General features: G+C 57.7%; 15 protein-coding genes and 1 pseudogene. 2 read left to right on the top strand and 14 right to left on the bottom strand.

Annotation, left to right across the window (positions count from 1 at the left end; translation table 11 throughout):
* The first annotated feature begins 112 nt into the window (after positions 1 to 112).
* Complete coding sequence (locus tag BM235_RS07760) at positions 113 to 967, top strand: helix-turn-helix transcriptional regulator (RefSeq protein ID WP_090111321.1); 855 nt, start codon at positions 113 to 115, stop codon at positions 965 to 967.
* Positions 968 to 989: 22 nt separating this feature from the next.
* Here the strand turns inward: BM235_RS07760 and BM235_RS07755 are convergent, their stop codons facing one another.
* The 8 genes from BM235_RS07755 to BM235_RS07720 form a co-directional block, all read right to left on the bottom strand.
* A complete protein-coding gene (locus BM235_RS07755; RefSeq protein ID WP_090111319.1) occupies positions 990 to 3,683 on the bottom strand; it encodes a glycosylhydrolase-like jelly roll fold domain-containing protein in 2,694 nt (897 codons plus the stop codon).
* Between the two features lie 73 nt (positions 3,684 to 3,756).
* Entirely contained in the window at positions 3,757 to 5,340 is a 1,584-nt protein-coding gene (locus BM235_RS07750; RefSeq protein WP_090111317.1) for a type 2 periplasmic-binding domain-containing protein, read from the bottom strand.
* 73 nt (positions 5,341 to 5,413) lie between these two features.
* Positions 5,414 to 6,283 carry a carbohydrate ABC transporter permease gene (locus BM235_RS07745; RefSeq protein ID WP_090111315.1) on the bottom strand — a complete coding sequence of 290 codons (870 nt, stop codon included), beginning with the start codon at positions 6,281 to 6,283 and terminating at the stop codon, positions 5,414 to 5,416.
* 2 nt (positions 6,284 to 6,285) lie between these two features.
* A complete protein-coding gene (locus BM235_RS07740; protein WP_090111313.1) occupies positions 6,286 to 7,167 on the bottom strand; it encodes an ABC transporter permease in 882 nt (293 codons plus the stop codon).
* A 175-nt stretch (positions 7,168 to 7,342) separates the two neighbouring features.
* The gene (locus BM235_RS07735) at positions 7,343 to 8,122 is read right to left on the bottom strand and encodes a helix-turn-helix domain-containing protein (RefSeq protein WP_090111311.1); all 780 of its coding nucleotides are present in this window, start codon (positions 8,120 to 8,122) and stop codon (positions 7,343 to 7,345) included.
* Positions 8,123 to 8,164: 42 nt separating this feature from the next.
* On the bottom strand, positions 8,165 to 9,982 hold the full coding sequence (locus BM235_RS07730) for a sensor histidine kinase (RefSeq protein ID WP_255374186.1): 1,818 nt from the start codon (positions 9,980 to 9,982) through the stop codon (positions 8,165 to 8,167).
* A 493-nt stretch (positions 9,983 to 10,475) separates the two neighbouring features.
* The gene (locus BM235_RS07725; protein WP_090111309.1) at positions 10,476 to 11,054 is read right to left on the bottom strand and encodes a hypothetical protein; all 579 of its coding nucleotides are present in this window, start codon (positions 11,052 to 11,054) and stop codon (positions 10,476 to 10,478) included.
* Positions 11,051 to 11,554: a hypothetical protein gene (locus tag BM235_RS07720; protein ID WP_090111307.1), complete on the bottom strand. Its 504-nt coding sequence runs from the start codon at positions 11,552 to 11,554 to the stop codon at positions 11,051 to 11,053. Before BM235_RS07720 ends, BM235_RS07725 begins: the two co-directional genes overlap by 4 nt.
* A gap of 211 nt (positions 11,555 to 11,765) precedes the next feature.
* On the opposite strand from BM235_RS07720, the gene BM235_RS07715 reads away from it, so the two are divergent.
* Positions 11,766 to 12,701: a cation diffusion facilitator family transporter gene (locus BM235_RS07715; RefSeq protein WP_090111305.1), complete on the top strand. Its 936-nt coding sequence runs from the start codon at positions 11,766 to 11,768 to the stop codon at positions 12,699 to 12,701.
* Between the two features lie 3 nt (positions 12,702 to 12,704).
* On the opposite strand, the gene BM235_RS07710 is transcribed toward BM235_RS07715, so the two are convergent.
* From BM235_RS07710 to BM235_RS07685, 6 genes and pseudogenes are all read right to left on the bottom strand, one after another.
* Positions 12,705 to 13,733: a methyl-accepting chemotaxis protein gene (locus BM235_RS07710; RefSeq protein ID WP_090111303.1), complete on the bottom strand. Its 1,029-nt coding sequence runs from the start codon at positions 13,731 to 13,733 to the stop codon at positions 12,705 to 12,707.
* A 29-nt stretch (positions 13,734 to 13,762) separates the two neighbouring features.
* The gene (locus tag BM235_RS07705) at positions 13,763 to 14,248 is read right to left on the bottom strand and encodes a hypothetical protein (RefSeq protein ID WP_090111301.1); all 486 of its coding nucleotides are present in this window, start codon (positions 14,246 to 14,248) and stop codon (positions 13,763 to 13,765) included.
* Between the two features lie 175 nt (positions 14,249 to 14,423).
* Positions 14,424 to 15,207: pseudogene (locus BM235_RS07700) on the bottom strand (MBL fold metallo-hydrolase).
* Positions 15,208 to 15,231: 24 nt separating this feature from the next.
* Positions 15,232 to 16,458, bottom strand: coding sequence for an epoxide hydrolase family protein (locus BM235_RS07695; RefSeq protein WP_090111299.1), 1,227 nt, complete (start codon positions 16,456 to 16,458; stop codon positions 15,232 to 15,234).
* A gap of 14 nt (positions 16,459 to 16,472) precedes the next feature.
* Positions 16,473 to 16,919, bottom strand: a complete 447-nt coding sequence (locus BM235_RS07690; protein ID WP_090112197.1) for a MarR family winged helix-turn-helix transcriptional regulator — start codon at positions 16,917 to 16,919, stop codon at positions 16,473 to 16,475.
* Positions 16,920 to 17,062: 143 nt separating this feature from the next.
* Complete coding sequence (locus tag BM235_RS07685) at positions 17,063 to 24,817, bottom strand: S-layer homology domain-containing protein (RefSeq protein ID WP_090111297.1); 7,755 nt, start codon at positions 24,815 to 24,817, stop codon at positions 17,063 to 17,065.
* Between the last annotated feature and the right edge of the window lie 68 nt (positions 24,818 to 24,885).

Here is a 24,885-nt window from a genome sequence, read left to right as displayed (position 1 = left end):
GACAAATACGTGCGACTTCTATTAAAATGTTGTTATTGTGTTAACGACAAAGGACCGTTATCGCGGCCCTCTTGTGGTCTCACTTTAAAATTTCGTGGATAGAGGTCATCCCATGCGCGAGCATATTTTCCTGCCGAAGCCGTTGTTTCCCAGACATATTTGCTTTCCGGATTTTATCGGAGGCTACAGCCATTTCCCGGAGCACGCAGTGAGCCGCGAATATCAGACCAAGGAAAGCCGCATGGATCGCCTCTACAATTTGCACATCGTGCTCGACGGCAAAGGCTTTCTTGAAACGGACGGCCAGCGCTACGAGCTGACGCGGGGACAGGGATTCTTGTATGGTCCGGGTCTTCGGCAGGTGTACCGCTCCGATACCGGGGATCCATGGCATATTCGGTGGGTGCATTTCTTCGGCGAACGTCTGGAGGAGCTGCTCGACGGAAAGGGGCTCGACGGTCCTTGGCTGTTCGCCCTGTCGGACTTGCCTCCCGTCGAAGAGCTGCTCGATCGCTTGCTGGGACTGGGGCGGTCTTATCAGATCGACGACGAATACAGCGTGGCGGGAACGCTTTACGAGCTGCTGGCCAGATTGCAGGAAACGTCGTCGCGATTGAACGTGCCCGCCAGCTCCGCCGCCGACCGGATTCGGACGGCAGCCAATTACGTGCGCGCCCGCAGCAGCGAGCCGTTCACGATCGAACAGGCGGCGGCGCTGGCCGGCTACAGCGCGCACCATTTCAGCCGCAGGTTCAGCGCGACGTTCGGAAAATCGTTTCCCGACTTCCTGCTGGAATCCAGGCTGATTCACGCGAAGCGCCTGCTGGCCTCCACGCAGCTGTCCGTCAAGCAGATCGCGCTGGAGACCGGCTTCTCGCAGGCGAGTTACTTCAGCTCCTGCTTCCGGCGCGCGGAAGGCATGACCCCGCTCCAGTTTCGGAATCTGCATCTGACCCGTGCCGATTAACCGTCAAGCTGGGCGCAACGGGTCAATTCCCCTCCATATGGATTAAACGAACGGGCCCGAGCAGCCCGCTCGGCTCCTGCTGCGCAAAGGCGGAGAGGAAGTCCCGCTGTTCCTTCGCCAGCGTATTCGTGACTTCGACGACAAGCCGGTTTCTTCCTTTTTTGAGCAGACCTGTTGCTTCCATCCGGTACGGGGGACAGATTCGGACGCCTGTCCGTTCGCCGTTCAGCCAAACCTCCGCCGTCTCGTACGCCTCGCCCAAATCGAGCAGAACCTCGCCGGCCGCGGATTCGTCCCAGTCGAACTCCGTTTCGTAACGGATCGTACCCGAAAATCGCGGCAAAGCCTCCGGTCCGCTCATATTCGTCAGCTCGGTCAGCTTGCCCCACGCCGTAAAATGCGGATACCGCCCGGCATCGGCGACGGAAACGACCCATTCCCCGCGCAGCTCGATGGTCAAACCTGCCGAACTTGCCATACCTGCGGAAGGTCGCAAAGGCGCCGAAAAGCCATCAAGACCGGAGCCGTGGAGCACGATGACGGATTCGTACGGTTCGAGGACGAGTTCGATCGAAGCCCCTTTCCCGCCGTTAACTCCGTTAATGACGTCGACGTTTAATCGGGTTAACCGGTTCGAGAACGCATCGTAGGCATGCACGTCGCCGTCGACCGGCAGCGCGACCTTGGTGCGTATCGTTCGGCTCGGATGCTCGTTAAAAAACATGAACGCCTCCCAGCCGTCATGCCGGTATCGATAACTCCGAAGATACGGCTCGTAGGCGTCGGCACGGATATCGCAGTGTCCGTCCGCGATTAACCTCGACGCCAGCGCGTCCAGCGATACGCGCTTCACGTTCGGATGCACGGCCAGCAGCGACAGCTCGGCAGACACGTCCTCGCCCTCGCTCGACCGGGTCGGCAGCCCGTCCACGAAGCGGACGGCGAGGCCCTGCTCGGCGAACCGGACGATATGCCGAACCAACGCCGCCGGCAGCGCCTCCGCATACGGTACGATCAGGCAAGCATAATCCTCCAGATGCACGCGCAATTTGCCTTCGCGGACTTTCGCTCCGTCCAGGAGCGCATCGGCCGGGACGACGTCGCAGTCGATCTGCCGCTGCATCAGCGCTTTTACGGGCTTGTGAAAATACATCGCCGGCCCCGACCACTCGGCTTCCGCGTGATACAGGACGGCCGCGGTCGCCGCATGCCTGCCGCCGGAGAGGAGATGGCTGATGCGGTTGGTATAGTCGTTTAAGATTTTGTAGTAGCGATACTGCGGATTTTTCCCGTCCGCGTACAGATGCGGCGGGCAGTCCGGATCCGGGAACGCCTTCTGGGAAAAGGCATGCGGCACGAAATAGTTCACGCCCCGCACGAGCATGTGGTCCGTGAGCCACTTCATCAGCTTTAATCCTTCCGCCCAGCCGTAGGCGCCGAATACTTCGCACATCGTACGCCCTTGTTTCTTCGGATCGATATGCGCGAGCGAGACGCCGAGCTTGGCCAGGCCGTAGTGGAAAAATTCGCTGTCGGTCTCGCCCGCCGGCCAGCGGAACGGGATCTCGTCGAAGCCGGGCACGATCTGCCACAGCACGACATCGATGCCCGACATATGCTGTCCCCCAAGCGCGCGGTAAAAGTGTCCGGCCCCGGAGCCCAGTCTCGCGTGGACATTGTTGTCTTCCAGCACATGTCCGATGTATTCGACGCGGCGTGCGCTGCACCACGCGCCGATCTGATTGCAGAAGTTTTCCCCGTACAGCTTGCTGACGATGTTCATATAGGCGTATCGCACGACCTGCGATCGTTCCCCCGCATCGTGCCAGAGGAGATGCAGCCGCTCGCGGTAGTCGTCGCCCAGCGCCTGCGCCAACAGGGCCGGCAGCTCGCTGCTCCAAGGAAGCACTACGCCTTGTTTGCCGGGCTTAGAATCGAAGTCGAAGGTCGTCTTGTCGTTGTAAAATCCGGGCTCGTCCGAGAAAAATCCGGCGAACGTCTTCCCGAAATCCGCCTTGTACCGTTCATAAACAGCCTCGTATACCGTATCGATCAAAATCCGCACGGAAGCCGGATCCAGCGGGTTTAAATAATCCGCCTGCGCCTGGCTGCCGCCGTCTTTGTTTTCCGATACGATGAAGACGCGCCAGTAGCCCTCGGGAATATCCCAATACAGGATTCCGTCCTGCGCCAGGTCGGTGAGGTCGACGCATTCTTCGAGCAAGTCGCCGTCCGACGGGTCCCGGCGGACCGCGACGACGGAGATCAGCTTGTTTCTGCCGCTCGCGCTCCCGGGCGTGGAGACGGTCGGCCGGAGTCCGTTCAGCAGCAGCGTGTCGAACAGCAAGGACGCGCCGCGGGCAGGGCCGACGACATCGACGTGGCGTTCGCCGAGAAATACGCGACGCAGCGCCTCCGGCACCTCCTTTACTTTTCCCACCGCATGGCCCGTCGGAAAGTGATCGTCGTCGAGCAGCCACACCTTCATGCCGCGCTTGCGGGCTTCGTCCATCACGATGTCCATATCCGTCCACCACTTCGGACCGAGAAAATCGGGATGCGGACGGGACTCGATGCACACCGCCCCGATGCCGGCTTCGTGGACGCGGGCCATCTCTTCCCGGATCGCCCGCTCCTCCTCCCCATGCTGCCACAAAAAAGGAAGGATATAATTTTGCCCCTTGCCTTCGAGCACTTCCTGAAGACGATCGCTCATGTGATAACCCCCTGCTCCCCCTAATAAAAAGAGTCCGCCCGTTATCGAGCCGGGCGGACCACCTGCAAACGAATTACTTCTTCACTTTGTCGTACCACGCTCTCGCGCGCTTCGTCACTTCTTCGCCGCCGGACTTGTTCCACTTCTCCACGAATTCGTCGAACTTGTCGATCGGATATTTGCCGAGAATGATCTTGCTGGCGTATTCGATGAACAGCGTGCGGTTGTTGATATCCGCATAGCCTTCATAGACGCTGGCCGGCATGCCGTCGCCGGCGATGACCTTGGCGTATTTTTGCGCTTCCTGCATGTTCGCAGTTACCTGATCGGCGATCCACTTGCTGTCTTCGGACGCGGTGCTGTTGAACAGATCGGTCGTGAACTCAAGCGTAGCCGAGCTGGAGTACGGATTCAGGATTTGATTTTCCTGGGTGCTCTTGTCGTCCGGCAGCTTGACGGCCTTGCCGTCCTTCATCGTATAGTGCATGCCCTCCACGCCGAGGTACAGGTCCTTCCAGTTCTTCTTGTCGTACATGTTGTTCAGCAGCTTCAACGTCGCCATCAGCTTTTTCTCGTCCTTGTTGTTTTTGACGACCCATTGCGGCGGACCGACGCGCTTCCACGTGTAGAAGCCATCGTAGCCTTCGACCTTAGGAACGGGCAGGACGGAAAATTGCGCCTTCACGCCCGTGTTCTTCTGCAGATTTTCCAGGTTGAGATTCAGTTGCTCGACCCAGTGGAAGTAGTTGCCCGCTTTGTTGGACGTGATCTTGCCGTCCCACTTGGCTTTGTCGTTCAGCAGCGTTTCCGGATCCATCAGTCCGTCCTTGTACAGCTTGGCGATGAACGCCAAGGCGGCTTTCATGTTCGGCGTCACCGCGGAATACGTCAGCTGGCCGTCGTACAGATCCCAGTCCGGATAGCCTTCGAACATCGCGACGCCATACATCGCGAACAAGTGGTCCATCCAGCGCGCTTCCTGGCGGCCGCCCGTAGGCAGCTCGTCCTTCTGCCCATTGCCGTTCGGATCCTTGTCCCGGAACGCCTCGAGCACCTTCACGTATTCGTTCTGGGTCGTCGGCATCGTGAGGCCCACCTTGTCGAGCCAATCCTGGCGGATCATGCCGGCGTACCTGCCGTAATCGACCGAGCCGGGAATGTAGTAGATCCGTCCTTGGCCGGTCGGATCGTTCGCCTTGACGATGTCCCACATCTCCTCCGGAATGACCGCCAGCACGTTCGGCGCGTACTTGGGCAGCAGGTCGGTCAAATCGGCGATCGCGCCGTTTTTGGCCAGGCTGTCCTCGATGCCCTGCTGCGGCGTGAACATATCCGGCATCTCGTTCGCGGCGATCTTCAAGTTCAGCTGGTTCAGGTAGTTGGTGCCGCCGTTCCATTCCACGTACGGGTTGATGACGCCGACGCCCAGCTTCTTCTTGTACAGCTCGTACAGCTTGCTGCCCTTTTCGACCGGCTTGTAGCCGATGTTCGTTCCCCACACTTCGATATCGACGACGTCCGTATCGCTGCCCGCTTGGCTCTGCGCGGCAGGCGAAGAAGTTCCCTCGGCGGAATTCGAGCTTCCGCTGCAACCGGTTGCAGTGACGACCGCCAGCAGCGCGGCCGCCGACAGCAGCCCCATCTTTTTCATCTTCATGTGTTGCTCCCCCTTAAAATGAATGCGGAAATGATATGTTTAGGCGATTAGCCGCTAAACCTAAAGGAATATTCTACCCTTTAACCGAGCCGATCATGGCCCCTTTGACAAAGTACTTCTGCAAAAACGGATACGCCGCGACGATCGGGATGATGGCGAAGATGACGGTGACGGCTCTCAGCGTCCGTTCATTATAGTTCAGATCGGCTGACGACACCGCCCCCGACATGATGACGTTATCGTCGGTGATGAACTGCCGGATCTTGATCTGAAGCGGGAACCAATCCGGATTTTGCAGGAACAGGAGCGGATGCTGGAACTGATTCCACAGCACGACGCCGTAGAATAAGGCCAGCGTCGCCAGTACGGCTTTGGACAGCGGGAGCACGAATTGGAACAGCATCCGGAAGTACCCGCAGCCCTCCAGGAAAGCCGCCTCCTCCAATTCCTTGGAAAACTGCTTGAAGAACGTTCGCATGATAATGAGGTTAAACGGGTTCAGCACATGCGGCACGATCAGGACCAACGGGTTGTTATAGAGGCCGAGCCCTCGCAAGGTAAGAAAATACGGGACGATCGGCGCCTTGAAGATCATCGCGACGACGACGGCGATCATCACGACGCCCCCCCAGCGGAACTCCGGCTTTGACAGCGGGTAGGCGAGCAGCGCCGTCATCAGCAGCGCCAGCACGGTGCCGATCAGCGTCGAGCCGAGCGTCAGGGCGAACGACCGCCAGAGGTCCGGCCGATCGATGATGTAGCGCCATGAGTCCAGGGTCAGCTGCTTGGGCCAAAGGGTGACGAGGTTCATGTCGACGGCGCTTTTGGAGCTCAGCGACGTGGCGACGACGGACAAGAGCGGGATCAGCGCGAGGACCGACAACAGGATGAGCAGCGCGGTCACGGCGGTCACGAATACTTTTTCGCTTCGCGATTCGAACACGTTTACCAGAGCCCCCCATCCGATACTTTTCTGGACAACCGGTTAAAGACGAACACGAGGATAAATCCGATGACCGATTGGAACAACCCGACGGCGGTGGCAAAGCTGTACTGCGCCTGCTGGATGCCGGTCCGGAAGACGTACGTGTCCAGAATGTCGCCGGCGCTGTAGGTCATCGGCGTGAGCAGGTTGAACACCTGGTCGAAGCCGAGGTCTAGGAAGTTGCCGATCTCGAGGAGAAACAGCACCAGGACGGTCGGCAGGAGCAGCGGGAACGTAATGTGGCGAATCTGCCGCACCTTTGATGCGCCGTCGATCATCGCCGATTCGTACAGCTGGGGGTCGATCGCGCTGATCGCGGCCATGTAGACGACCGTTCCCCACCCCGCGTCTCTCCAGATGGAGGTGATGACGTAGATGACGCGGAAGTACCCACTCTCTTGCATCGCCAGCACGGGCTCGTGCCCGAACCATCCGAGGACGACGTTGAACAGTCCGCTCAGCGAGAAAAAGTCGAAGACGATGCCGGATACGATGACCCAGGACAAAAAGTGCGGAATGTAGAGCGCGGTTTGCACGCCCTTTTTCAACGCGGACTTGCGGATCTCGTTGATCATCAGCGCCAGCAGCACCGGCACCGGGAACACCAGCACGATTTTGAGCAGTCCCAGTATCATGGTGTTGCCGAATACGCGGGCGAAATCGGGATGATGAATCAACGTTTCGAAATGCTTGAAGCCCACCCAGGGACTGTCGACGAATCCTTTGAAAACGGAGTAATCCTTGAATGCGATTACGGCGCCCGCCAGCGGAATGTATTTGAATAGGATCAGAAAAACGATTCCGGGTATCGCCATGGCGTACAGCGGCCAATACACTTTCATCCGTTGCAGTGCGGCTGTTCTCAACCTTGCCCCTCCTTGCTCCTGACTTGAATTCGCTTACAAATCAATGATATCCGCGGCGGCGATTTGCCTCAATCGGACAGAATCAAGGTTAAACAGGGGCATTTTTTAGGATTAAAAAAAGAAAACCACCCCGCATGGAGTGGTTGAAAGGTCAAACATCAGGCTGCCGCTTGCGGTATTCCGTGGGCTTTAAGCCGGTCCATTTCTCGAACAGCCGCGCAAAATACTGGGTGTCCGAATATCCGACGCGCTGGCATATTTCGTATACCTTCAGATCGGTCCGCTCCAGCAGCTCCTTCGCTTTGCCGATCCGGACCTTCGCCAAAAAGTTCACATAGGTCTCCCCTGTTTTCTGCTTAAAGATCTGGCTCAAATAGATCGGGCTGATATAAAAACGCGAAGACAGATCGGCAAGGCTGATCGGCTGATCGAAGTTCGCCGCGACGTAAGCCTTGATCTCGGCGATCAGATCCTTTTTCTGCGGCGGCAATTCGCTCTCCTGATTGCGCTGGCGCGCCTCCTGCTTGAGCGCGTCCATTTCCCGCAGCTTGTCCCGCTCCGCGCTGATCGAGGCCATGACCTGGCGTACGCAGTCGCGCAGCTCCTCCTCCTCGACGGGCTTGTTGATATAGAACCGAACGCCCAGCTGCATCGCCTGGCGCGCATATTCGAAGTCTGCATAGCCGCTCAGCAAAATGAACTTCGTCGTACTGCCCGCTTCGATCAGCTTCTTGATCATATCCAGGCCGTCGGACAGCGGCATGCGAATATCCGTAATCGCGATATCCGGGCGCAGCCGATGAATGAGCTCGTAGCCTTCGATGCCGTTGTAGGCGACATCGGTCACTTCGCATTCCGGAATATGGCGGCCGATCATTTTTTGGAGTCCCGCCACGATGCCTTTTTCGTCGTCCACCAGCACGATGTTCACGCGCTATCGCTCCTTTCCGTTTCGCGTCGTCATCTTCACACGTCAGTTCCTCGGGATTAAAATCTCGATGGTGGTCCCGCTGTTTAGATCGGAGTCCAGCTTCAAGCCGTACGGCTCGCCGTATTGAAGCTTGATCCGCTCCGCGATATTTTTCAGGCCGAGCCCTTTGCTCGACGGTTCGTCCTCAGGCTCGAGCCTGGACTTTTCCGTACCCGCGCCTTCCACGAGCGCCCGCAGCTCCGCCAGCTTGTCCGACGTCATGCCGCTCCCGTCGTCCGAGATACGAATCCGAATATGGCCTGTCTCCGTCCAGCTTCCCCGGATCTCGATATGAATCGTCCGGCTGTAGCCTTCGAAGCCATGATTGATGCTGTTCTCTACGATCGGCTGGAAAATAAGCGGGATTAGGCGGCTGTCCAGCATGTCGTCCGGGATGTCGATGTCGAGCTTGAACATGTTGTCGAACCGTATATTTTGCAGCTGCAAATAATAGACCGTATACTCCAGCTCGGTCCGAATCGAATGCGAATGTCCCTCCTTGCCCAGCGCGATCCGGAACATGCGGGCCAGAATCTTGATCATGTCGGCGGTCTCGTCGTCGTCCTTCATGAGCGCCTTCATGCGAATGGACTCGAGCGTGTTGTAGAGCATGTGCGGGTTGATCTGATTCTGCAGCGCGAGAAATTTGGCTTGTCTCTGCTTGATCTCCGCCATGTACACGTCTTCGATCAGCGTGCGGATCGTGACGATCATTTTGTTGTAGCTGTTCACGAGACTGCCGATCTCGTCGTTCGCCTGCTTTTTCTCGATCGGCAGGTACTGGCCGACCTCGGCCTGCTTCATGCTTCGGCGAAGCGCCTTGACCGGTTTCGTGATCGTATAGCTTAAGCCCAGCGAGATCAAGGTGACGATCAGGCAGCTCGCCAGAATGAGGATCAGGGTCGTCCCCTTGATCCGGTTGATCTTCTGCAGCAGCTTGTCGCGGGGAATCTCGGTCTTGATCGACAGCTCGCCTTGCGCGGTGCTTCCCGTCAAGACGATCCGGTCCTTGGTCCCGTTGTCCTTGACTTCGTCCGCGCCGGACTCGAGCACCTGCTCCCAGGACAACCGGCCGCTGGCCGCATCCGAATGATAGACGATCTGCTGCTTCCGATTGCTGATGATGACGCTCATCCCGTACTTTTTTCGGGCAAGCACGAAGTCGTTGTCCAGCGGCAGCAGCGAAAAGGGATCCAGATCGATCAGCAGGATGCCCGCATAAGCCCCGTCGGAGCTGTACAGCAGCCGCCCCACCGTCACGATCGCGCCTGCCCCTTTATCCTCATAGTAAGCGCGGTCATGCAGCCCCGTTATAAAAAAGGTATCCTCCGAGCTGCTTATCCGTTTAAACCAGGCTTGAGACAAAAGCATTTTATCGTTCACTTTGCTCGTCGTGTTCGTATACTGATACACGGCGTTGTCCCGGCTAATCAGCATCGCGGCGCCGATCTCCGGCTTTAGCAGGGCGACCCGCATTAGCAGGCGCTGCACCGCGACGCTTTGAATGATTTGTTCGTCGATGGACTTGCTTTGCTTGTCTCCAAGGCTGTAGATCAGCTCGTTGTCCACCAATACCGACTTCGTCACCTTGTCGTATTCCTTAAGGAATTCGTTCAGCGAGGTTCTGATCTGAGACGTATATAAGGCGGCGAATTCTTCGGAAGACTCCTCAAGGCCGGCCGCGGACTGGCGAAAAATAAGGACGCTGACGACGATCAACGGCACGACGCAGGCGAGCAGGAAGCTGGCCATTAATTTGTTCTGGAGCTTCATATTTTTGACGATGGAGGCAACCTTGCTCAACCGCCCGATACTTTTCATCCTTCGTTCATCCCTTTAATGTTGCAAGTTCAACTATCATAAGTTTGAATGCGTTTACACGCCAATATACCAAGACCCTTCCCATTTCGTCAAAGGTACATTTTATGGGATTAACAAGGACATTTTTATGATTTTGCGTTAAACACCTGGAAACAAAGACGGCAGACGATCGTGCGGGGCCCCGAGCGGACTCAGCGGCCGCTATTTTTGAGGTTTGCGGTCCAAAGCCGGATGTTCCGGACTGAGGAGCCGTTATTTGAGAAAAAGAGGGACTCTGTGTTACCCAAAGCGACGAATAGCGGAACCTGTGTCCGTGGGAGAGAGAAAACGGGCGATTTTACCGAAATAAAGGATCGTGTGTCCGACAAAATTACGACCGCCTAACGCCGACCAGCTTATCCGGTTTTGTCCGCCCCGCATAGAAAGGCAACGCTTGCCTTATGCAATGTTGTAGTGACGAAATATCATATCCATCTATCTTGTAGGAACCGCCTCAGTTCAGATTCTGCTCATACAACACATTGCCTTCCTTGTCCAGGCCACGAATGGCCTGCCACGTGGAACTCCCTTGTTTGCTTTCCCATAAAAACAAGAACATGCGATCATCCATAATGCCTTCGCGCATCGGCACGAGCTTGCCCGTCTCCTTATCCGTCATGAGCAATTCCACCGTGGCTACCCTGTCGTCGGATACGTATCCGAAAAATTTGTATATCATGAGTGAGGGAGACACGGAGTTGCCTTCCCAGCTATAAGAGAGCGCTTTGTCGCGATCGATCTTGATGCCGGCAACCCCTCCTCCAGCCACCCATCCGCCCTTTTTCTTAACGATGGTGTCCGCGGAAAACCAATCTTTATAAGTACCGAGGAAAATCACCCGATGCTTGTCGTAAGGAACCATCACCTTGCGGACGATCTTGGAAGGGCCATAATGAAAGCCGCTCTCCGACAGCCGATGCGCCTGCTCGGGCGTAGAGCTGCCAGGGGTAAAGATCTCTTCTCGCAAGACCAACCAGACCAGTAGCAGAATGGCTATCCATTCGAAACCCGCAAATATGAGTTTTCGGTTCACGCTCCCTCACCAGCCTTCTTTAGAGGAATCTCTATTTGGCCGTATCGATCATAGAGTTCGTAGATGAGCGTCGCCCGATCGGTCGGCTTATTGGGCAAATCGAATGAAATATAACCTGTCTCTCCCGAAGAGTTGCCATCGGATCCCGCATTATGGCTGAGCAATTGTTGACCGTCCGGCGTTACGAGCTTCAGACTCATCGTCGGAAAAGACCAGACACCCTTTTTCTGTTTTGTATGAAACGTATAAGTCACCTGGATTTGTTTCGGCGTCACATAGACGATATCGGCGGTGAATGTATCTTTGTCGATCGGAAAGCTCTTGTTGACTGTTATTTCTGTAACGGGGCCGTCCGCTTGCAGCACTTTGATCAAGTCGTTATTTCCCCGGTCCTTATCTATCGTCCACTTCTGGATATAATTCGGAATTAGAATGAGGATCAATGCGACAAAAATCGTTCTTCTGAATAGGAAAGTTGCGTATGTCAGCCGTCTTTTCATGCGTGCTCCCCTCTCCAAGCGTTGTTCCTTTACCTAATGTATAATACTCCTTTTTATGGATATGTTGGGGGAATTTTAATCCTCACATTGATAATGAATATCTTTAATAGGATCCATTAAATGTTCATTTGCGCGCAGGAACGAATCATGATAAGTTTTAATTAATTATTATATAATAATTATTCTAATGTAAGGCGAAAGGAAGATCGGAATGAACAACTACGATTTTCATCACCTTGATCACGTAAAAGAACAAAACACATCCAAAAAGACGCTTTGGATTACCCTGCTGCTGACCATGTTTTTTACGATCGTAGAAATCGTAGGCGGACTTGTATCCAACTCTCTCGCCCTTCTCTCCGATTCGGCGCACATGATCTCCGACGTGCTGGCTTTGGGCTTGAGCATGGCGGCTATTTATATGGCGACCCGCAAGCCCAACCGGAAGTACACGTTCGGCTTCCTCCGCTTTGAGATCATTGCGTCGTTTCTTAACGGTCTGGCGCTTGCCGTCATTGCCGTAGGCATTTTTGCGGAAGGGATCAAACGCATCATTCAGCCGCAAGCCGTCGATATGCCCATCATGTTAACGATCGCATCCATCGGCTTGGCCGTGAACGTCATTCTTACGATCGTACTCAGTCGCAGCACGAAAAAAGAAGAAAATCTGAACGTGAAAAGCGCGCTTTGGCACTTTGTCGGGGACCTGCTAAGCTCCGTTGGCATTATTGTTTCCGCTATTCTTATACACTTTACCGGCTTCTTGATGATAGACCCGCTGATCAGCATGGTCGTCGGGGGGATTATTTTCTTGGGAGGGTTCAAAATTATCCGCGAATCCTATCTCGTACTGATGGAGACCGTCCCCGAGAAGTTCGATCTTGATGCCATTCGCGAAGAGATCAACGGCTTGGACATCGTAGCGGACGTTCACGAGCTTCATCTGTGGGCGGTGACAACCGAGCATTATTCGCTGACCGCGCACGTATTCGTCAAGAAAGAGGTGGAGCCCTTCTGCGCGATACTGGCGATCAATCATCTTTTGAAAAATAAATACGGAATCGAGCATTCAACGATCCAGATCGAACACCCGATTTTGCATGATCACGGAGATTATGGAAGAGCGTTTATGCTGAAGCAAGCTTAAGCTTTATTCTAACACCTTGGACATCCGATCCCCCAAGTCCTGATTAAACAGGTTCAATTGCTCGCCCAGCGCGGCGATCTCTTCGATCGAACCCAGCTGCTCCTCCGTCGCGTTGAGAACAGCTTCGACATTAGAAGCGGTAGCTTGCGAAATATGGTTCATCTCCGCCACGGAGGCGGCGATTTCCTCTGAACTGGCAGACAGCTGCTCGGCGACGGCGGACACGTCGTGGATTTGCTCGGCGACTTGTCTGGCTCCCGATACGATGCGATGGAAAACGTCGCTTGTCTCCTCGACCTTCTGCACGCCCCATCTGACTTCGACGCGAACGGCCGACATCGCCTGCATGGACTGCTCGTTTTTGATTCGAATGTCTTCCAGGATTTGCGTGATTTGTATCGCGGCCTGCGAAGACTGATCGGCAAGCTTCTTGACTTCCGCGGCGACGACGGCAAAGCCTCGGCCATGTTCGCCGGCGCGCGCAGCTTCAATGGCGGCGTTCAAAGAGAGGAGGTTCGTTTGCGCTGCGATTTCGGAGATGAATCCGATGATTTTGCGTACGCTGTCGGAGCTCTCGCCGAGCGACTGAATAAGCGTATCGGATTGGTCGATGGATTCGGTAATGGCGTTCATTTGCATCATGACGCCGTCCAAGGAAAGACTGCCGCCTTCGGCTTCTGCGGCGGATTGGATGGACGCTTCGTGAACGATGGCGGACGCTTCGGCGATTCTCGTGATGCCTTCGGCCATTTCCTCCATCGAGCGGGCGCATTCATCGCTAAACGCAGCGATTTGCGCGCTCCCTCGCGCGATTTGCTCCGTGCTCCGTTGGATCGCGGTCATCCCTCGCGTGCTCTCGGACGTCGTTGCCGCAAGTTCGTCGGAATAAGAGGCGATTTGTTCGGTGGAATCGAGAAGCTCCAGGATCGCTAATTTGCGCGCGCGATTATGCTCGGCGTCTTCCGCAGCTCCCGGCCGTTCGGAACGAAGCGCCTCTTTTAACTTCCATATAGCCTTTATTCTTCTGATCATCGCGATCCGTCCCTTGTTTTCATGATAGACTACAGCTTCACGACAAACTCGCCGCCACCGTTCATGCTGACTTCCGTGATGGTGACCAAGGATCGGAATCTGCGCGCAAACCCGCGAAGGATGCCCAGGTTCACCATGGCCGGATAAGGAACGTTGCAAATCACGCGTATCGTTTTAGAATCCTCTTGAATGCATTTATATTCGCCGTAGTTTCCGTTGCGATGATTCATTTTGTAGGCAACGTCCAGCAGTACGACGGCTTTCTCAAAGCTATCCACTTCTGGAGGAAAAACCGAATTCTTCGGAATGTACTTCCCGATCTCAAGCAGCAGGTTGTTGCCGACGGAAGCGGCAAGCTTCGTAATGACCGCGATGACATCGTCCAGCGAGTACCAGGCGTTCACGTCCAGCTCTTCGATCCCTTTTTCCGCAAGAAGCGTTTTTACTCTTTTCTGAAAGACGCCGCATCCTTCGATGACGCTTTTGACGGCCGATCCATGCACTTCAACGGACATGTCGATCCTCCTCTTCATGTAGAGAAACAAAATATTTGTCGAATGATGTCATACCTCAATGATAGGGAAAAGGCGCGTTGGAGTCGACGGACTATAAGTATCAACCCATCGATTCCGGAACGTTTAGCACAATAAAAAAGAGCGATCCCTTTAAGGAGATCACTCACTTCATCGTTTAGAAAAAACAGCCCATCGCGAACTCGTCGATGACCTGCAGCTCGTCTTCCGTCAGATCCCGCTCTACCGATTGTTTATAGGCCTCCGTCACATTAGGTATGTTTCCTTTTAACCGGTCCGTCAAGGCCGCGATGGCTCTAAGCATGGTCGCTTCCTGAATAAATTCTTGCTTCGAAATCGGCTGTCCATGGGAAAGTATGTACGTTTCTGCGTCAAAGACCGCTAGCCGGTCGAGCAACCGAATGGTTTCATCGATTTTATAGTTTCTGTTTTTCGCGTAAATATCCGCATAAATACAGTCTCCCAAAAACAGAATCTTCTCTTCCTTCACGTACACGACGACAGCGTCCGAAGCATGACTGCCCCCAACCCGCTCCAGTGTGCAAGCGATGCCGCCCAGGTCGATTTCCAATCGATTTTCAAATCCCATATTCGGCAATACGATCTTGATCTCTCTTTGGCTTGCGAATTCGCCAAGAGAGAGGCAGCAGCTTTTCCATTCCCTCTTTCGTGGCTTGGGAAGCGATAGACACGGCATCCGTCAAAGCAGACAGACCGAAAACATGATCCCAATGCCAATGCGTAAGAACCACAAGATCGGGACCGGAGATCTCTCTTTTGCGTAGTTCGCTCAAGAAGTATCGGGCATGATTTTCCGAGTTGCCCGCATCGATCATTAAAGTCTTATCCCGGCCCACCACCATCCCCAATACGGGACGGTCGGTCTCGGCTTCGGGCGTCATATACCAAAAACGCTTGCCGATTCGCTCGATCGTATGCATGAAGGCTCTGTCCTTTCGTACCCCTTACCGCCGCCCCCGAAAGGTACGGCGCAAGTCGTCGACCCATTGATCCGGAATTTCCCACGGTATGAAATGTCCGCCTTGTTCATGGGCAGTAATATTTACGTGATTATACCAGGAAGCCCGATCGCTCTCGAGGAAGCTTGGTACGCGGCTTTCCGTCGTAACGCCTGGCGGGTTTTCATAACCAACGAAGGTGATGCCCGTAGGAGCCTCGACGACAGGCCAACGATCATGCGCGGGCGACCAGGGATACCGGTTATTGTTCGCATAGATTCGCATGGACGTTTCGATGGCATTGTTGACCCAAAATATAGTGGCGTGCGTCAGAAGATCGTCTTTTGAAAAGACATTTTCAATGCTGCCCTTGTTGTCGCTCCATCTCGCCCATCGCTCATAGATCCAAGCGAGCATGCCGACCGGCGAATCGCTTAACCCGTACGACAGCGTGCCGGGATCCAGCACATGAACCGCGAGATGGGAGGCAAAGCGTCTGTCCATCTCCAGGATGCGGTGTCGGACCGATTCCGGGAGGTTGTCCGGAAGGGGGCGGCCGCCGGAGAGATCCCAAGCGCGATCCCCGGAGAACAGGTCGAGCTTCTGCGCGGACCCGATATGGATCGCGTAGAGCGCCTCGCTATACTTGTGTCCGAGCTGGCCCGTCACGAGCGCGCCGACGTCGCATCCCGCGGCTCCGTATTTGGCATGACCGAGAACGTCGGTCATGAGCTTGTGCCAGAGATCGGAGATCTTCCAATAGTTGATGTCCGGGTTGTTCGGCAGCGGCGTCGAGAATCCAAAGCCGGGAAGGGAGGGCACGATAACATCGAATGCTTCGGCCGGGTCGCCACCGTACGCCCCTGGGTCTGCCAACGGATCGATGACTTTTTTCCAATGCCAGAACGTCCAAGGCCATCCGTGGGAAAGGATCAAAGGGACCGGATTTGGACCGACGCCCGGTTTGCGCATAAAGTGCACGGGAATCCCGTCGATCGTTACGCGATAGTGCTCGTAAGCGTTGATGGCTTTCTCCGATTTGCGCCAATCGAACGCGTTGATCCAATAATCGACGAGCTCGCGCAGCTCTCCCTTATTTACGCCGTAATACCCGTCCTCATTTCCGATGTCGAGCGGCCACCGCGTGGATCGCAAGCGACGCTCAAGATCGGCGAGTATCTCATCCGATACGAAAATAGGAAACGGTTGAAGCGTAGTCGAAACGTTTTCCACAAGCACGCCTCCCTCTAAACTTGATCTCCCAATTCGACGAGACGACGCAGGGCCGGGATCGCCGATGCGATCGCCTGCATTTCTTCAGGCGCGAGTCCTTCCGCAAACTTCATCATCCGCGCGATACGTTCCTTACGCCGGGAATGGATGACAGCTGCCCCCTGCTCAGTGAGATGGACTTGCACGACACGCCCATCCTTGGGGTCCGGCCGACGCTCGACCAGTCCGTCCCGCTCAAGCCGGGTCACCAGCTGCGTCATTCCCGACTGGGTGACCTGCTCGTGGGCCGTTAATTCGGTAAGGCGCATAGGGCTCTTACGAGACAATGTGTGCAAGACGGACAGCGTCGTAAAGCTCAGCTTTTGCGTGGACGGCAGCCGGATGATGATCCGGGTCAGGTCTTCAAATACGAGAGTGAAGTCGTTGACATTCAGCTCCGATGGGGGTTGTATGGGTTTCATAATCAAAATATATCAATTACTTATATAAGTTTCAAATATAAATTGCCATTCGCCTCGTTCAGCCAATAAGAAAGACGCAGGGAAAATTCCCTGCGCCTCGACCGGTTCGATCCAATTCGGTCAAAGTAGGAGCCTTTTTCGATTCATCCTCCCTTAACGTCGTTCGAGAGTCGGTCGCCCAGCCGCTCTGCGAGGCGCTTAACCAGCGTCGCTGCTTGCGCGCGCGTAGCGATGCCGGACGAGTCGAACCGATTAGCGCTCGCGCCTTGCATAAGGCCGGAACGGACCGCGGAAGCAACCTCGGCTCTTGCCCACGGGCTGATCTTGTCTTGGTCCCCAAACGGCTGCAATAGCGCTTCAATCTCCGCACCCTTCGCCGTCGTTGCTTCGGGCACGAGCTTGGCGTAGGCTCTCCAAGCCATCGAGGCCATTTGCTCGCGGGTAATCCGTTCGTTCGGCCGGAACTTGCCCGAGCCGTCGCCGTTAATCAACCCCAGAGCGGCTGCTTGCCGCACCGGATCGTTGTACCAGTCGCTCGGCTTCACGTCGTTAAACGATAGGCTTTCTGTATCCGATGCCCCGTCGCCGGCGATGCGCACGAGCAGCGCCGCGAATTCGGCGCGGGTCACGCTGCGATTCGGCTGATAGGCATCGGCGGACACGCCCTTTACGTATAGGCGAGTCGCAAGCCAGTCGATGTCTGCCTTCGCCCAATGCTTGCCGATATCCGTAAACGGACTCGCGTATACCGCAACGCCGTAATATGCCGAGACGTCCGTTTCGCCGCCATGGGCAAGCGCCGCGGCTCCCTGCGCTTCGGCGACGAAGCGCCAGCTTTGGTTAGCCGAATCGTAGCGGTACAGCCCGGCCGTGTCGTCGTTCGCGACGCCGGCCCATTGAACGGAGAGCGCATCCGGCTGCAGGGCAGCCAGCGGGATCGGAGCCGAATCCGACTCTGCCGTCAGAGCGAACCTATACAGTCCGGTCCGCGCGTCTATCCCGTTCGAGCTCGCTTGCAGCCGTTCCACCCATGCCCGTTCATCATTCTCCGCTGCCCGTTCGACGATCAGATGGACGAGCTTCGTTTTGTCGCCCATCGCTTGCCAGCCATCCGTACGCACGGCGACGGAGAGCGAATCGAATTTGAACAGCATTTTCGCTTTTGCTCCGGCGAGCGCGCGATACGCCTCCGCCGGAATGACGATGTCATAGGCGTCGTATCCGGCGGGCGCCTTAAGGTACAGCTCCGATCCGTCCTGCCCTGCCTTCAGCGCCGCGAGCACCGTAGCGGCCTTCAGCGAGACGACCGCTTGCTTGCGGCCTCCGGTCTCCTTGCCCGTCACCTCGGCATCGCGGCCGATATCGGCAGGATCGCCGCCGTTCGTCCCGCCGTTGCCGCTGCCCGAACCGGGTTCAGGTCCAGGACCTGGTCCCGGTTCGGAGACGCGTACGATCTTCAGCGTATAAACCTGATGAACGTCAGGGTAGTTCGCGGCCTCGGCCGCGATCGGGATCAGGCCGTCGCTCGGAATGCCGATCGCGCGGAATTCGCCGTCCGCGAGCGGAACGTCCCGCACGCTCAGCTTGCCGCCCGCTTGCGCCAGCGTTGCCTTGAGCTCGATCTTCGCGACGTCCGCGCCGACCTGAACCGTATAATCGGTTTTGTCGGGGGAGAACGCTTCGGTCAGCTTGCCGCCCGCGATCTCCAGCCCGCTCAGCTTGGCATTCGGGCCGGACAACCGGAGCGTCGCTTCGCCGCTCGGATTGCCGAGCGCATCGGCTGCCGCGCCGGCCGCGAGATGAACCTCGACGCCGTTCGCCTCGGCGATCGGTCCGCTGAGCGTCAGAATCGCCGCCTGCGGCTGCCCGCCCTTGGCTGGCATCTCTACGACGGCGGATTGAACCGTCCGGTTCGTGCCGCTCAGCGTAAACGCTTCTGGAGCCAGGACCGCGCCCTGCGACAGTCCTTCATCGAACTGGATCCGGATCGCGGCATTGCCGCCCGCCGCCTTGGCCGATGTCGGTACCGGCCCCTTCGCGTCGCGAAGCACGGCCTTGACCGTCTGCGACGCGCCGACCGGCATCTTCGCGTCCGCGTAGCTGACGAACGGCGCGGGTTGGATATCGACGCCGTATTCGGCTCCCTCCGCCAAGGCGCCTTCGGTCGGCGTGAATCGAATCTTGCGCGCCAGCTTCGCGCCGCCTGCCTCCTGCGTCTCCGCAAAGGCGACGGTTCCCGCTACGGCTCCCTCCGGTCCCGTCACGACGACCGTGCCGTCCGCGATCGCCGCGTCCGCCTTCAGATACTTGCCGAACGTCACGTCGATATAGCCTTTCGCTTCGCCGCTGCCGGCGATCGCCTCGATCGCGACGACGGTCGGCGGCGCCTTCGAGACGAGCCCCGCATTGACGTCGAAGTGCGGAGGCGGCACCTTCAGTTCCTCGCTGTACGTCGTTTCATACCCCGGCTTTTCCCAGGCGACCTTCCAGACGCCCTCCGGGACGTCCCAGCCGTATCGGCCCTGGGCGTCGGTGTATTGCGGATTGATCTGCCCGTATTCCGGCGCTTCGTTCCACACCTTCCACATGCCCGATCCCGATTCCTTGAAGAGCACGGTCGCCTTCACCTGCTCCAGTCGGTTGGCGGGCACCGCTTCGTACACGTAGCCGCTCGGATCGTAAATCCATTTGATACGGGCCTTCTTCTTCAGTTTTTTCTTGTAAATGTTTTCTTCTTCCAGATCTTCGAGGTCTTCGTCGTCATCGCGGCAGCTCGAAGGATCCGTCGGACCCGCCGATCCGACAAGCCCGATCTGCTCGTCGACGTAGCTGTCGATCTTGTTGGTGACGTATTTGCTCGCGTAGCCGCCCAGGAAGCCGACAGGTCCTTCGAGCATCATCGCCCCCGTCCAGGCGCCGAGCGCGGTTTTCGCAATCTCGCCGCCGACGGTCGCCAGCAGCGCCTTGCCCGCCTGCTCGCCGGTCGCTTCCATGTTTTCCGGGCAGACCGTCGAGGATTCGATGTTCTCCATGATCTTCATCACTTTGCCGGCGTAGCCTTTGTAGCCTTCGTATTGATCCTTGACCGAGAAGAGCGGATCCGAGGCTTCCGTGGAGATCATCTTGTAGTCGCTGGATACCTCGATCATTCCCTTCTGATACGGCGTCGCGTCGATGCCCATCTCGTCCAGCATCTCAAGCGGGTCCAAATCGCCGTCGAACGCGGCCATCGCGCGTAAGCCCGATCGCGCATTGTCCTCCGGGAACAAGTATCCTTTCGGCATATAACCTTTCATTTTTACCTCGATCCCGTTTTCCGTTTCCTTCGTTTCGAAGGTAACGTTGTACATCGGGATGCCCTCTTCCTCCGCCTGAACGATCTCTTCCACGGTCGGAAAATAGGACGTCGGCGTCAGGTCGATGCGCTCGCTCGCTTCGAGCCGGATATCCGCCGCGCCGGGGAATTCAAACACGGCTTTGCCTGCGTAAACGTCGTCTTTGAGCGTAAACGGCGTCTTTTCGACGATCTTAAAATTCCGGAATGCGGGAGGCAGCAGCGCGTTCGTCTCTGCCTCGGTCGGGATATCCCGCGTGATCACGGCCTTGGGCTTCACCGTATCGTAGGAGACGTACAGGCCGCCGAGCGAATTCGGCGTGGACGGCACGGTCGCCCAGAATTCGCCGTCGGCATGCTTCTCCGCCGTGACCGGCCGCCCGATCTGGCCGGCCAGGTAGACCTTCACGTTTTTCACGCGATCGGGCTTGTCGAACTTCAGGACGAAGGCGAACGGATTGCCCGGCACGACCGTGTAGGGCAGCTGCACCATCCCTTTGGCGACCTCCAGACGCACCCACTTGCCGTCCGGATATTGAACCATGTCGATCGTTTGGAGCGTCGGCTCCGCTTCGTCGTAGCTCACCAGCGTTTGCTTCGTGCGAAGCGTTCGGTCGCCCGTCACCGCCTCGGCCCATAGCAGGTGCATGTCCGAGCTTCCCGAAGGGCTGAGCTGAACTTCGCTCTGCCATGTACCGGCCGAAGTCGCGTTCACGGAGGCGAGCAGCATTTGCTCGTCATAAATGTTGACCCGGCTCGACGCCGGCGCGAGCCCGCCGACCTTCACGTTGGCGGAGGAGACCGTCTCCGGCGCTTCGATGGTGACCGACGGCACTTCCAGCACGGCGGTGCCCAGCGCTTCGTCCAGCGCTTTTCCTTCGGAAGCGCCGGCGATTCGGGCCGTCAGCTTCGCGCGGCCTTGGCTATAATCCGAAGCCAGCTTCGCCTGGAACAGGACCGTCCCCTTCGCGTACGGGGCGATGTCGCCAAGCTGGACTTCCAGGGCGCCGGTTTTCACGGACGCCTTCTCCGTCTCGCCGTTCACGCGGACGAAGACGCTGCCGCCTTCGGACACGGGCGTCACGCCGCTAGGCAGCTCTACGCGAAGCACGGCGCCGCCGATCGCGGTTTTCGCGCCGTTTTGATAATACGCCCGCAAGTTCGCGACGGCGCCCGGCGACACCTCGCTCGGCTCCGCCATGAAGCCGTTGTACCTGGAGCTGGTGAAGTAACTCGCCGGCACGAGCGTCAGCTTGCCGACGTTCACCGTCTCCCGCTCCCGAACGGTTACTTGGGCAGTAGCCGAAGACAGCGCGTTCGTATCCGGGTCCCTGCGCGTCACCTCCAGCTTGTAGGTTCCCGGCGTCGGCGCGTGCACGAGGAAGCTGCCTCCGCGGTAGCTTTGGGAATCGACATAAGATTGGCTGCCGCCGCTGACATCGTACAGCGCGACATTCGTCCATACGTCGACATTGGCATCGAAGCTGCCGCTGACGAACCCGCCTTTTTCTTCGACCCACAATTCCGCCGTCGCATTGGCGTCGGCGTCGAGCACGACATGCGTGCATTCCGTGAACGACCGCGTCATGGCGCCGTTGACGCATACCTCGACGTTGTCGCCGGGCAGGCCCTGAAGCATGACGATGTTGTGGAAAAAGCTGACGCGTTTGCTCGTTCGCCCCATCAATGTGGCGCTGAAGCGAAGCGCCTCCATATCGATCGGCCCCTGCCAGTCGCCGCCGATCGGCTTGAGGTGGACCTTTAACGTCACCTGTCCCGTCGCGAAGGTCGTCAGCGAAATATCGAACGACTTCGTCTCGCCTTTGACGATGTCGGCCTTCAACCCTTCTTCGGAAAAGTAGTTAAACGAAGATTTGCCTGCCTGGATCGCGGCTTCTCCGGCGTACAGCGTCAGCTCATAGGTACCCGAAGGCCCCGTATACGCGTTGCGAACGACCGGCTTGCCCTTATGCATCTGCGTGGCGGATACTTGCGCATTCGCGATCGGTTGGCCCTTGGGGTCGAGCACCCGGCCCTTCAGCTTGCCTTCGGGCGTACGCTTGACGGCAAGCTTGACCGTCTGATCGCCGCCGGCGACCGGGAACGTCAACGGCGCCAGCTCGTCGTATGCCGGATCGGTCAGGTTAGCCTTCACGGTATACTTGGGCGCAGCGTCCTCGAGCTCGATCAGGTCCGTGCGGCCGTCTTCGTCCGTCACGGCCGACGTCAGATAGTTCTCCTGCGCTTCGTCCCACAGCTCCGCGTAAACGCCGGGCACCGGATTGCCGTCCTGGTCGCGGACCTCGAACGTCAGCCGGACCGGTTGCTTCACGGCAAAGGTCATCGCGGAGGTCCATCCTGCGGACACTTCGACGTCCGCTTGCTGCCCGAGCGACTTGCCGTCCTCGGACATGAGCGAGACCGTATAGTCCGAGGAAGCCGCCAGGCCTTCCAGCTTAACGGGCTCGGCGCCGCCGAGTCTGATCGACGCGCCGTTCCCGTTCGGGTTGGATGCCGTTAAATACGCGCCGTCGAGCTCGACCTGGCCGGGATTGTCGAACGCGATCTGCAAATTGCCCGGAACGACGAGCGGCAAGCCTGCGGCCGCCTTCTCTACGGGTCCGCCCGCCGCCCCCTGCATGACGGCGGTCACCGACAGCATGCGGGAGATGCCTTCCTTCACCGGGAACGTCGCCGCGTATTCGCCCGAGCCCGCTTGCGTCTCGGCGAGCTCGATCGAAGACGACGTCGCCCGCGGCGCCGGCAGACGCGCGTCCGACTCGTCCAGCCACGTCTCGTACGCGATCTCGGCCGAGATGGCGCGGCCGGCCATTGCCTTGGCCTTGATCTTCATCGTACTGCCCAGCTTCGGCAGCCGATCCGGCGTCAGCTTGTCGAACGACAGGCTTAGCTCGAGCGTCCGGTCGTCGGCCGGCGTGTCGACGCGAACGACGGGACCGTCGGTCGTCGCGACGTTATCCGCGCTGACGGCCTCTACGCGAAAAATATAGACGGTTGCCGGCTTCAGCCCTTCGGCCGTATACGTCAACAGGGCGCCGTCAACGTCGGCAACCTTCTCGTCGTTCGCGAATACGCGATACGACTTGACGCCGCCCGCAGCCGTCGCCGGCGTCCAGCTCAGCGTCGCCCGGTCCGAGCGGACGTCGCTCGCCTCCAGCTTGCTGCCCTGCGGCCACTTCGGGGCGCCGTCGTCGGGCTTCGCCTTCGAAGCGACGAACAACGCCACCTTCGTCGGCTCGTCCGGGTCGGCCCCGGCGTCGCCGTAGCCTGCGCTGAATACCGCGACCTCCGCGCCGTCGCCGATCGCCAGGTCCGTAACCGGCAGCATCAGCTTGGGCTCGGCAACGTCGACGGCCACTTCCTTCGTGACGCCCAAATCGAGCATTGCGATGAGCGGTTGCGACATGTCGGACGAATCGGTCGTCGTATCGAAAGTGACATATTGGCCGTCCGCAGTGATCCAAGGATCGGCGCTGTCATATTCCAGCTCCGAGCCGTTCGGCGCGACGGATACGCGCTCGACGGCATTGCTGGATGCACGATAAACGTAGATGTCCTTGAGTTCGTTCCCGTCGTCCGGCGTCAAGGCGCTTTCCGACTCGAACGCGACGATGCTGCCGTCGGCGCTGATCTTCGGGTTGCCGCTCTCTTCTCCGTTCGGCTCGCCCGAGGCCGCCGCCCCGCCGCTGATCAGCCGGTTCGTCCCCGTCGTGCGGTCATGGATGAAGACGTCTTTGTTGGAGTCGTCGTCTCCTTCGGCGAGGGACTGGGAATCCGACTCGAAGGCGACGTAACGCCCGTCCGCGCTGATCGACGGCCGTTCGCTGTAGTCCCCATCAAGATCGGCAGCCGCGCTGATGATGGCGTTCATGCCGGAATCCCGGTCATATACGAAAACGTCCCGATTGTCCGTATCGCCCGGCACGAGATCCGCCGCGCTCGAGTCATAAGCCACATAACGGCCGTCGGCGCTGATCGCGGGGTTACCGCTCATCCCGTTCGCAGGCGCGGTGCCCCCCGCTTGCTTGGTAATCAAGGCGGCTTCCTTGGTCGTGCGGTCGAACAGATAGACCTGCGCGTTTTCCTGGGAGAAGATACTCTCCTTGCCTATCAGGGCAAACCAACGGGCATCCGGCGTCATCTCGAACTGGACGGCCTCAAAGCCCGAAACGTCCTGCAGAACCGACTCCTGCGTGCCGGTCTTGCGGTCGAACAGCTGGAGCCGCGAATGAAACTCGGCACCCTCCAGCTTGTTTTGGAGGTACGCGACATATTGCCCATCGGGCGTAACCCTCACGTTTTCGAGCCCTTCAAAATCCGAGTATTCGAATATTTTAGCGAGCTGATTCCAAGCAGGCTCCGCGGTCGCGGTCGCGGCCTGCCATTCGGACTTCAAGACGTCGGACAGCACGTCCGTTACGCCTTCCTCTTCCTGTGCCTGCGCCCGCGCCCAACCCGAGAACAAGCTGCCGCTCAGCAACGAGACGATCATCAAGTACGCGATCCACCTCTTGCCGTAGCGTTTTGCTTTCAACGAACTCACGCCAATCTCTCCCCTTTCATGATTGTGGTGCCCTCGTGCCTCATCTCGATTTGCACTACGGTTAGAAA

This window comes from Cohnella sp. OV330, assembly GCF_900112065.1.
Lineage (GTDB): Bacteria > Bacillota > Bacilli > Paenibacillales > Paenibacillaceae > Cohnella.
The sequence above is the reverse complement of the archived record's forward strand: the minus strand, read 5'-3'. Positions and strand labels throughout refer to the sequence as shown.